We start from the raw sequence: 10,000 nt of genomic DNA on the forward strand, positions 1-10,000 counted from the left end.
AACTGCCGTCCTACATACCGGCCGAGCACTTTGCCTTTGTCGTTCTGGATATGATCAGCGAAAAGGGCGGTCAGACTCAGTCCGGGCGTCTCGACCCGCAGGCCGTGCTGAACGCTACCCACAACCTCAACAATCCGCGTCTGGCCAGGGTGGTGCAACTGGCGGTCAATACCGCCGATGGCGATATGAACAAGGCGCGCACCTTTTTAGAGCAGTGGTTCAACGCCACCATGGACCGCGTGTCCGGCTGGTATCGCCATGAGACGCAGACCATCCTGTTCTGGTTCAGCCTTGTCGCCTGCGTCGTGATGAACGTCAACACGGTGGTGATTGCCGATACGCTCTACCGCTCGCCCAGCCTGCGCAAGGCGGTCGAGGCCTCGGCGCAGCAATACTACACCGACACCGCTGCCAAGGGCGTGGAAGCGACGGCCAGTCTGGATAACCCTTTGAGTCGTCTGGGCCTGCCCTTGGGGTGGAACGCTACCACCATGGACAGTATGCAGCACCTGTTCCGCTTCTGCGGCAATGACACGCCGCTGCACGACAACCGCAAATGCCCGCCCAGCAAGGAACCAAAGACACCGGCCCCGGATTTCCGGCTCAATCGTCCGGATCAGTGGTGGCACAATGCGCAACTGGCCGTCGGGCGCACGATTGAGATCGCCACCAATGCCTATAACGGGACGCCGACGCTTGGCGACAATGCGCTGTTTAACGTGCTGCCGATGGTGGCGCTGATTTCAGGCTGGGTGATGACGGCCTTTGCCGTCACGCTGGGGGCGCCCTTTTGGTTTGACGTGTTGAGCAAGCTGATGACGGTGCGCTCGACCTTCAAAGGGGGCGCGCCACCGCCGGCCTCGACCTTCACGCCGCTTCAGCCCTTCGCGGATGAGACGACGATGCGCGTCATTACCCTGCCGACCTCATCCGCCGTGACCACCACCGCGACCGTCCCGGCACTGGCAGCGGTTCCGGCTCAGGTGGTGGAGGCTGACGACGCCTTGCCCGATCCGTCGCTGCGGCCGAGGGACTACTGATGATTACGGCGGACACGCTTAAGGCCCTGTCGCCGCAGGCCAATGCGACGCGCATCGCCGTCTATGCTCCGGCACTGGAAGCGGCGCGGGTCGAATACGGTATCGACACGCCGCGGCGGGTCGCGCACTTCATGGCGCAACTGGCGCATGAGTGCGATAATTTCCGGGCGCTGGTCGAAAATCTGAACTACAGCGCGCAGGGCCTCTACAAGACCTTCCCCAAACGCGTGGGCTCGCTGGAAAACGCTCAGCGGTTGGTGAATGAGGGCAAGGCGGCCATTGCCGAAGCCATCTATGGCAACCGCCCCGAACTGGGTAATGTCGAGCCCGGCGACGGCTTCCGCTATATCGGGCGCGGTTTTATTATGATCACCGGGCGGGCCAACTATACGCGCTACGGCGAACTGACGGGCCTGCCGCTGGCCGAGCAACCGCAAAAGCTGGAAGAGGCGGAGACGGCGGCGCGCGCGTCTGCGGCCTTCTGGCGTGCCAAAAACCTCAACGCACTGGCCGATGCCGATGACCTTGTCGGCATCACGCGCATCATCAATGGTGGGACCAACGGCCTCGATCACCGTAAGGCGCTATATGAACGCGCCAAACAGGTGTGGCCGGAGCCGGTCCTGCCGCCCAGCTATCCGGGCTATACGCCGCTCAGCCAGTATTTCACGCTGGAAGAACTGACCCAGTCCGATATTGCGGAACGCAACGGCATCGACAACACGCCGACACCTGAGCATCTGGCCAATCTCAAGGACACGGCGCAGCGCATGGACAAGGTGCGCGCGCTTCTGGGGCAGCCTATCACGGTGCGCAGCGGCTATCGCGGCCCGACGCTCAATGCCAAAATCGGCGGCTCAAAGACCAGTGCCCACATGATCGGCCGGGCGGTGGATTTTGTATCGCAGCGCTTTGGCACGCCGCTCGATATCTGCCGCAAGATCATGGCCAGCGATATCGTGTTTGATCAGCTGATCTATGAGGGGACGTGGGTGCATATCGGCTTCTCCGACACGCCGCGCCGTCAGGCCCTGCGCGCTGATTTCAGCGTAACCCCGACGGCCTATCGCCCGCTCGTGCTGTAGTTTTTTCAGAGCTTAAAAGAAAAAGGGCGGAGAAACCCCGCCCTTTCCACTCAAAATCTTACCTGCGCTTACAAAACGCCGAGCATTTGCGCGACCAGAGGGTGACGGACGATGTCCTTGTCCTTCAACTGTACCACGGCCACGGTATCGAGTGTTTCGAACTTCGCCGCCACATCGGCCAGACCCGACAGGCCGGGCAGCAGGTCCGACTGGTTCGGGTCACCGGTGACGATCATGGTCGAGTTCCAGCCGAGGCGCGTCAGCAGCATTTTGAGCTGCGTATAGGTGCAGTTCTGCGCTTCGTCGATGACCACAAAGGCGTTGTTCAGCGTGCGGCCGCGCATATAGCCGACCGGCGCAATCTCGATCAGGCCTTCCTGCATCAGCGCCTTGACGCGCTTCATGCTGAGGCGGTCGGTCAGGGCGTCATACAGCGGGCGCAGATAGGGCGCCAGCTTGTCCTCCATATCGCCGGGCAGGAAGCCGATCGACTCCCCGGCCTCGACCGCCGGGCGCGACAGGACGATGCGCCCGACCTTCCCGGCCTCCAGCGCCTCAACGGCCTTAGCAATGGCGAGGTAGGTCTTACCCGTGCCGGCCGGCCCCAGCGCCAGAACGAGGTTTTTCTCGTCAATGGCGGTCAGGAGCTGCGCCTGTCCGTCGGACTTGGCCTTGATGGTTTTGACGTAGCTCTGGTCCCTTTCTTCGTTTGCCGGGGCTACCGGCGACCAGGCGGCGTGATGCACGGAAATGCGGCGCACCTTGGTGTCGCGGGCATATTCTTCGGCATCGAGAGTACCTTCGCGCAGAAAACGCTTGGTGGAACGCTTGGTCATGACAGCCTCCTTAAAATAAAGCGCCAGCCGGATCGCAGTGCAGGCGTCCGGTCAGTGCGCGTCAGCAAGAGCGGGATTTGAGGCACAAAAAAAGACAAAACCGGATAAGGGTTCGTCTTCGCGTATGCGTCAGGGGAGGAAAGGCGGGCGCGTCCGGGTGTGTCGCATCCTTGGGGCCGCACCGCCGGGGGCGGGGGGACATTTTCGGGTGCAAACACGTACCTGTGAGCCACTGAAAACCTCTTGAAAGGTAACGGGCCGGATGTCGCCGGGTCCTGTTGGGGGGCTCTGGTGATTCCCCCTAAAGAACAGTACCAGATTCCGGCAGAATGCTTACCGAGTTCTTAAATGGGTTGTGGAAAACTTTTGTGCATGCGCGAAATAATGGAATTTCGCGCGACGACCGCCAAAGGCTTGCCACAGGCCCTATCTCACGCTCATAAGCGTAAGGAAACAATCAGGAGGACAGGGCCGCGATGACGGTTTTTGCTTTGGACGGCGTTTCGCCAACGCTGGGCGAAGGCGTATGGATCGCCCCTTCGGCGCAGGTGATCGGTAATGTGCGCCTGGGGGACGGCGCTAGCGTATGGTTCAACGCCGTGCTGCGCGCCGATAACGAGCCCATGACGATCGGGGCACGCAGCAATATTCAGGACGGATCGGTGCTGCATTCCGACCCCGGATCGCCCCTGACGATCGGCGAGGGGGTGACGGTCGGGCACAAGGCCATGCTGCACGGCTGCACGGTCGGCGACAACAGTCTGATCGGCATCAATGCGGTGGTGCTCAATCGCGCGGTGATCGGCCGGAACTCGATCGTCGGGGCCGGGGCGCTGGTGCCGGAAGGCAAGGTCTTCCCGGATGGCGTGCTGCTGATCGGGTCTCCGGCGCGGGTGGCGCGCGAACTGACCGAAGATCAGATCGCGCGGCTCACTCTGTCGGCGGATCACTATGTGTGGAATGCCCAGAGATTTGCCAAGGGCCTTACCCCTCTCTGATCACGCGCTCGTGTGTCGCTGAGGTTGGGTTTGCCGGAATCTCGCCTTGATTGCGTGTGTCAGTGGGATAAGGGGATGCCGACACTTTGGGGGGCTTGATGAAGAGACGCTTGGTTTATGGGGTGGCCGCCGCCGGGTTGCTGGCGGGATTGGTGCTGGCGACGGCGGTTCAGGCGCAAGAGGCCACGCAAACCGCTCAAGCGGCGCCTGCCACCGCTGAAAAAGACGCCAAACCCGGCGAAGCCATCGAAGAAATCACCGTCACGGCCAGCAAAAGCGCCGGCACGCGCATTGACCGTCGCGTCTATGACATCAAGACCGACCCCCAGGCGACCACCGGGCAATTGAGCGATGTGTTGTCCAAGGTGCCCTCGGTCACCGTCACCCCCGATGACAAGGTTCTTCTGCGCGGCGACTCCGGTGTGACCATCTGGGTCGATGGCAAGCCTCCGGCGGAGGGCAAGCAGGTGCTGCGTATGCTGCCGGCATCGGAGATCGAGCGCATTGAGGTCATCACCAACCCTTCGGCCCAGTACGCGGCGGCCACCAGCAAAGGCATTATCAATATCATCACCAAAAAGCCGCGCGGTAAGGTCGTGCGCAGAGGGTCTGCCTCGCTCTGGGCGCACTCGCGTGATCGCTATGGGGCCACGCTCAGCTATGACGACGGCAAGGGGCCGTGGTCGTGGGGTCTCAGCCTGTCAGCCAATGGCGGGCCGACGAAAAATCGCTCGTTTTCCACGCGTGACTACATCAATGCCCAAGGGCAGGTAACGGGCCGTCTGCGCGAAGAGGGCATCAATATCAGTGACAACCAATGGCGCAATATCGGCTTACGCGGGGGCTACAAGCTGGGGCCGCGCAGTTCGCTGAAGCTGAAGGTCCGGCAAAGTGAGGCCAGTTGGACCGGCAATAACCTGACGGCCTATGACGACAGCGCCGAAGGTAAGACGAGTGAACGTTCCTATGAGCCGTGGTTCCTGCGCCTGTGGGCTTACGAACTGAACTACACCTTTGCCGATGACAAAGGGGAACGGCTGACGGTCGAGGTCAGCGACGAACTCAACCATACGCGCGATTCTACGCTCTATGAATACATGGGCGCGAGTACGGGCATCAATCGGGTCAGCGATATTCAGCGCGACCACGGGCAGGAGATCAAGGCCGATTACGAGAAGCCGCTGGGGGGTAACAAACTGCTCAGTGCCGGTTTCGACTGGCAGAGACAGAGGCTGCATATGGCGCGATCACTCGACAGCGATATGCCGGGACTGATCGACTATGACAGCCGCTTTGCCGGGCGCGAGACGACGGCCGCGGCCTATGTCACCCTGCAATGGCCCCTGTCGGGCAAGTGGACGGCCATGCCGGGTCTGCGTGTCGAAGATCGCCGCCGCGATATTGCCGGGCGTCGGGGCGGGGAGACGGAATGGTTCCCCTCCCTTCACCTCAGCCGCGCCTGGGGAGAAGACGGCAAGATACGCTTCAGCTATAGCCGCCGCCTCGATCCGATCAATCTGGGGCAATATGATGCACAAATTCTGCGCGGGTCATTGACCTGGGCGCAGAGCGGCAATCCCGATCTGGCGCTCGTCCTCGTCAATTCGCTGGAGGCCAGCTACGACTGGGAGCACAAGGACTCGTCGTGGGGCGCGAGCGTGTTCATGCGCGAAGCCAGTAACGCCATCGAAAACGTCAACACCCTGATCGACGGCGAGGTCATCCTGTCACGCCCGGTCAATCGCGGCCAGACCCAGTATGCCGGGTTTGACGTCAACTGGCGCTTTCCGGTCAAGCGTCTGCCGGGCAAGGGGCGCTGGAGCCAGAGCGGCAGCGCCAGCTTCACCCGCAACCGTTCGGAAGCCATTGAGGCGGGCGGGCCGCGCGAGGCGACCTTCTGGATGGTCAAGCCGATGCTGCAATATGACGGCCCCAAGCGCGCGGGCCTGAGCGGCGATCAGTACCAGTTTTCGGCGACCGTGATGCAAAATCGGGGCTTACAGTCGCGTTCGGGTGTCAACTGGAGCACCGAGATCAGTTGGTCGCACCCGCTGAACAAAAAACTGACCCTTGTGGCGACGGGCTCCAATCTCGTGGGCGCTCAATCCAACGAAACCCGCACGGTAACGGCGCGCTACCGCACACAGGCGGAGCAATTCTATTATGGTCGGGCGGTCAAGCTGGCGCTGAACTATAAATTCGGGAATTAAGCGCCGTGGAACCGATTGCGTTAGGCAATGGCTCTTGAAGCGCGCCACTTATGGGCCAATGTCTCTACTGTACAATCTTTTACAGGAGAGAACGCATGTCTGCCCTTCAGTGTCCCGTCTGTCGGGGTGACTTCCGTGAGGTTTTGAAGGAGGGCATACTGATCGACGTCTGCACCCAGTGTCGTGGCGTCTGGCTGGACCGCGGTGAACTGGAAAAGCTGTTGTCGCTGGCCGCCGGCGGTACTGTGGCGCAGCCCGCGCCGCAACCGGCCCCCTATGTGCCGCCGCAACAGCCGCACTATCAGCAACCGCCGCAACCCTACCCGCAGCAGCCCTATCATCAACAGCGCCCGCCTCAGATGGACAAGTACGGGCGGCCCGTCGAATACGACAAGTACGGTCGCAAGATCGAGTACGACAAGTACGGCCATCGCAAGAAGAAAAAGGGCTTCGATATGCTGGATATTTTCGACTTCGATTAGAGCGATATGTCGAAAAGTGTGAGCGGTTTTCGACAAAAATATCGCGCCAAAACAAAAATTTAGAGCGGGATGATGCTTCCATTCAAATCATCCCGCTCTAAAGGAAAAGACGCGGGGCCACAGGCCCCGCACCCCGTCACTTTGGAGCCATTGGACAGGTTCAATACCAGACTCTGAGAGTACAGCGGACTCCCGTTACAGGGTGTGGGGCCTGTGGCCCCACAATCTTTTTAAAACGCCGCCGTCGCTTCCGTAATCGCCTTGTTGGCCAGCCCATCGGCGCGTTCGTTCATCTCGTGCCCGGCGTGGCCTTTTACCCAGTGCCAGTGGATCTTATGTCGCTGACGGGCGGCATCAAGGCGCATCCACAGGTCGTCATTTTTCACCGGCTTCTTGTCAGCGGTCTTCCAGCCGCGCGCCTTCCAGCCGTGAATCCACTCCTTGATGCCTTTGAGGACGTACTGACTGTCGGCGTGCAGATCAATTTCGCACGGCTCTTTCAGCGCCTCCAGCGCCATGATGACCGCCATCAGTTCCATACGGTTATTGGTCGTCTCGGCTTCATAGCCGTAGAGTTCCTTCTCATGTGGCCCAAAGGTGAGGATGGCGCCCCAGCCGCCCTTGCCGGGATTACCCTTACAGGCCCCGTCGGTGTAGATGGTGACCTTCTTCATCTCAGGCGGACGCTTCGGCCAAGACGCGGGGCAGCTTGAAGGTCACGGTTTCGCGCACGCCATTGTCTTCGCTCATCGACACGTCGAAGCGCGCGTGGATGGCCTTGATCAGGTCTTCGATCAGGTTTTCCGGCGCCGAAGCCCCGGCGGACACGCCCACCGTTTTCGCGCCGTCGAACCAGTTCCAGTCCACCTCTGACGCATCGTCGATCAGGTAGGCGGCCCTCGCACCGGCGCGCAGGGCCACCTCGACCAGACGCTGTGAATTAGAGGATTTTTTGGACCCGATAACGAGGAACAGGTCGCAATCTTCGGCCACGCGCTTCACCGCCTCCTGACGGTTGGTGGTGGCGTAGCAGATGTCTTCCTTGTGCGGCAGGGAGATGTCGGGGAAGCGTGCCTTCAGCTCTGCTACGATATCGGCGGTGTCATCGACCGACAGGGTGGTCTGGGTGACGAAGGCGAGGTTTTTCGGGTCAGCGGGCTGAAAGCTGCGGGCGTCTTCGACCGTTTCGATCAGCTTGACCACGCCTTCGGGCAATTGGCCCATGGTGCCAATGACTTCGGGGTGGCCGGCGTGGCCGATCAGCAGGATTTCACGCCCGGCTTCGTGATGGCGCTCGGCCTCCACATGCACCTTGGACACCAGCGGGCAGGTGGCATCAAGAAAGAACATCTGACGCGATTGCGCTTCAGCCGGGACCGATTTCGGCACGCCGTGCGCCGAAAACACCACCGGGCGGTCCGGCGGACACTGATCCAGTTCCTTGACGAATACCGCGCCCAAGCCTTTCAGGCGGTCCACCACGTGTTTGTTGTGGACGATCTCATGACGCACATAAACCGGCGCGCCGTAAAGTTCGAGGGCGCGTTCGACGATCTGAATGGCGCGATCGACACCGGCGCAGAAACCGCGCGGGGTCGCCAGTTTGAGAGTAAGGGCATCAGGCATGGGGCTTAGATAAGCGCTTTCGCGGCGGCGCGCCATAGAGTTTGTGCATCATACACAACACCGCTTCGCCATGAAGTCGCCCACATCCCTCTTTAGCTCTTTGACATTCGCAGGCGAGACGCTACTAAGTGGGGGCGCTTCGCGGCGCCCTTTCGCCTTTTCAAGCTCAAGAGACCTGAATGTCTTCCAAATTGCGTGCGCTTCTGATTGGTCTGTCGCTGGCCGGTGTCGCTTCGGCGGCGATTTTGCCCGACCTCGCCTCAGCCCAGAATCGCGACCGTGACCGCGATCAATCGGAAGATGACGCGTCAAAGCGCGCCAAAAAGGAAGAAGAGTGGGAACAGAAGGACCTGCGTCTGGCCAAGCGTCGTGCGGATGGTCCGTGCCCCTATGTGAAGGTGCTGTACGAAGCCGCTCGCTATCACGAATTTGCCGACAACAAGGAAGCCTCGTCGGACGCCATCTGGACCGGTCAGATCAATGGTGTGGCTTCGGATTGCGCCTATAAGGGTGATCAGCCGATTGAAATTGCCATGATCATCGGCTTCTCGCTGGGCAAGGGCCCGAAGGCCCCGGCCGATACCAACACCTATCGCTATTGGGTGGCGGTGACCGACCGCGACAAGGCGGTACTGGCCAAGGAATATTTTGACCTGCCGGTGCGCTTTAACGGTCAGCAAACGGTGGATGTGGCCACCCGCGTTGAAAACATCGTCATTCCGCGCGCCTCTTCGACCGTGGCGGGATCGAATTTCGAGGTTCTGGTCGGCTTTGATGTGACGCCGCAAATGGTGGACTTCAACCGTCAGGGCAAGCGCTTCCGCTTCGCCAAGGTCAAGCCGCAATAATTCTCCGGGTGGGTGAAAATAAAACTGTCACCCGAAAGATACTGACAAACGCCGAAACATGCGCTTTAGTGTTAGCAGAGGGTTAACGCTTGCGTCGTTTCGGGGTCCATGTCGCAGCCAGATAAAGCCAAAAAGCATGGCACGGCACCGGTAACGGGACGCGGTCAAGGGGGCGGTTTCAGGCTACCCTTTTTCCGTAAGCGCGCCGCTGTCTATTACGATGGCTTCAACCTTTATCACGCGGTGGATGCCTATAAGCGGCCCTATCTGAAATGGCTGGACCTCAAGGCGCTGGCGCAGGCGATCAGTCCGTCTGACGAAGTGGTCAAGCGCGTGGTGTGGTGCTCGGCCTTCCGTCCGCAAAACAAGTCGAAAATGAAGCGCCACGAAGACTATATGCGGGCGCTTCAGGCTCGCGGTGTCCTGTGCCGCATAGGCCATTTCGTGTCAGCCATCGATGGCTGCAATGCCTGCGGACATCAATGGCATCTGGCCATCGAAAAGCAGGGCGACGTCAATCTGGCTCTGTCGATTGCCTCGGATGCCGAAGATAACCTGTTCGACGTCTGCTATCTGGTCTCGGCCGATGGCGACCACGCAGCGACGGCGCGCTACCTCAAGGAACGTTTCCCGAAGAAGGAACTGGTGCTGGTCTGCCCGCCGGGACGTTATCCCAACAAGCACATCCTCAAATTTGCCGATCGCGTGGTGGAGATCGAGCGCGAGCACCTAGAGGCGTCGTTGCTGCCGCAGATGACCAAATACCGGACGCGCTTGCTGGGGCCGCCATCAACGATCGAACGCCCCGAAGCCTATGACCCGCCGGAACTGCGCGAAAAGGGCCACCTCAAGGTCGTGGTCAATAACGGCTAGGG

Annotated in this window: 10 protein-coding genes; 7 read left to right on the forward strand and 3 right to left on the reverse strand. The window is 60.6% G+C overall.

The window, feature by feature from the left end:
• Both LDL37_RS10810 and LDL37_RS10815 read left to right on the forward strand, forming a co-directional pair.
• Positions 1–1,040, forward strand: a 1,040-nt coding sequence (locus LDL37_RS10810) for a hypothetical protein (protein WP_290797947.1), incomplete at its 5' end; no start/stop codon positions are given.
• A complete protein-coding gene (locus tag LDL37_RS10815) occupies positions 1,040–2,125 on the forward strand; it encodes a D-Ala-D-Ala carboxypeptidase family metallohydrolase (protein ID WP_197723592.1) in 1,086 nt (361 codons plus the stop codon). The genes LDL37_RS10810 and LDL37_RS10815, both read left to right, overlap by 1 nt.
• 68 nt (positions 2,126–2,193) lie before the next feature.
• On the opposite strand, the gene LDL37_RS10820 is transcribed toward LDL37_RS10815, so the two are convergent.
• Positions 2,194–2,988: a PhoH family protein gene (locus LDL37_RS10820; protein WP_290797970.1), complete on the reverse strand. Its 795-nt coding sequence runs from the start codon at positions 2,986–2,988 to the stop codon at positions 2,194–2,196.
• A gap of 449 nt (positions 2,989–3,437) precedes the next feature.
• On the opposite strand from LDL37_RS10820, the gene LDL37_RS10825 reads away from it, so the two are divergent.
• The 3 genes from LDL37_RS10825 to LDL37_RS10835 all read left to right on the forward strand — a co-directional run bounded on the left by LDL37_RS10825 (position 3,438) and on the right by LDL37_RS10835 (position 6,651).
• Positions 3,438–3,959, forward strand: a complete 522-nt coding sequence (locus LDL37_RS10825) for a gamma carbonic anhydrase family protein (RefSeq protein WP_290797950.1) — start codon at positions 3,438–3,440, stop codon at positions 3,957–3,959.
• A gap of 98 nt (positions 3,960–4,057) precedes the next feature.
• The gene (locus LDL37_RS10830) at positions 4,058–6,169 is read left to right on the forward strand and encodes a TonB-dependent receptor (RefSeq protein ID WP_290797953.1); all 2,112 of its coding nucleotides are present in this window, start codon (positions 4,058–4,060) and stop codon (positions 6,167–6,169) included.
• A gap of 95 nt (positions 6,170–6,264) precedes the next feature.
• Complete coding sequence (locus tag LDL37_RS10835; RefSeq protein ID WP_290797956.1) at positions 6,265–6,651, forward strand: zf-TFIIB domain-containing protein; 387 nt, start codon at positions 6,265–6,267, stop codon at positions 6,649–6,651.
• 230 nt (positions 6,652–6,881) lie between these two features.
• Here the strand turns inward: LDL37_RS10835 and rnhA are convergent, their stop codons facing one another.
• Positions 6,882–7,325 (reverse strand): ribonuclease HI, encoded by a 444-nt coding sequence (gene rnhA / locus LDL37_RS10840; RefSeq protein ID WP_126420772.1) that lies wholly within the window; start codon positions 7,323–7,325, stop codon positions 6,882–6,884.
• Position 7,326: 1 nt separating this feature from the next.
• Positions 7,327–8,277, reverse strand: coding sequence for a 4-hydroxy-3-methylbut-2-enyl diphosphate reductase (ispH, locus tag LDL37_RS10845; RefSeq protein WP_290797961.1), 951 nt, complete (start codon positions 8,275–8,277; stop codon positions 7,327–7,329).
• A 179-nt stretch (positions 8,278–8,456) separates the two neighbouring features.
• On the opposite strand from ispH, the gene LDL37_RS10850 reads away from it, so the two are divergent.
• Both LDL37_RS10850 and LDL37_RS10855 read left to right on the forward strand, forming a co-directional pair.
• A complete protein-coding gene (locus LDL37_RS10850) occupies positions 8,457–9,125 on the forward strand; it encodes a Tat pathway signal sequence domain protein (protein ID WP_290797964.1) in 669 nt (222 codons plus the stop codon).
• Between the two features lie 108 nt (positions 9,126–9,233).
• Positions 9,234–9,998: an NYN domain-containing protein gene (locus tag LDL37_RS10855; protein ID WP_290797967.1), complete on the forward strand. Its 765-nt coding sequence runs from the start codon at positions 9,234–9,236 to the stop codon at positions 9,996–9,998.
• The last annotated feature ends 2 nt before the right edge of the window (positions 9,999–10,000 follow it).

Origin of the sequence: Asticcacaulis sp., assembly GCF_020217185.1 — a bacterium.
In the GTDB taxonomy this organism is placed as follows: domain Bacteria; phylum Pseudomonadota; class Alphaproteobacteria; order Caulobacterales; family Caulobacteraceae; genus Asticcacaulis.

Bases quoted from the DNA above. Each gene is read 5' to 3' on its own strand.
- LDL37_RS10850 (WP_290797964.1), top strand. From the start codon at position 8,457: ATGTCTTCCAAATTGCGTGCGCTTCTGATTGGTCTGTCGCTGGCCGGT.
- rnhA (WP_126420772.1), bottom strand. From the start codon at position 7,325: ATGAAGAAGGTCACCATCTACACCGACGGGGCCTGTAAGGGTAATCCC.
- LDL37_RS10855 (WP_290797967.1), top strand. From the start codon at position 9,234: ATGTCGCAGCCAGATAAAGCCAAAAAGCATGGCACGGCACCGGTAACG.
- LDL37_RS10825 (WP_290797950.1), top strand. From the start codon at position 3,438: ATGACGGTTTTTGCTTTGGACGGCGTTTCGCCAACGCTGGGCGAAGGC.
- LDL37_RS10815 (WP_197723592.1), top strand. From the start codon at position 1,040: ATGATTACGGCGGACACGCTTAAGGCCCTGTCGCCGCAGGCCAATGCG.
- LDL37_RS10830 (WP_290797953.1), top strand. From the start codon at position 4,058: ATGAAGAGACGCTTGGTTTATGGGGTGGCCGCCGCCGGGTTGCTGGCG.
- LDL37_RS10835 (WP_290797956.1), top strand. From the start codon at position 6,265: ATGTCTGCCCTTCAGTGTCCCGTCTGTCGGGGTGACTTCCGTGAGGTT.
- ispH (WP_290797961.1), bottom strand. From the start codon at position 8,277: ATGCCTGATGCCCTTACTCTCAAACTGGCGACCCCGCGCGGTTTCTGC.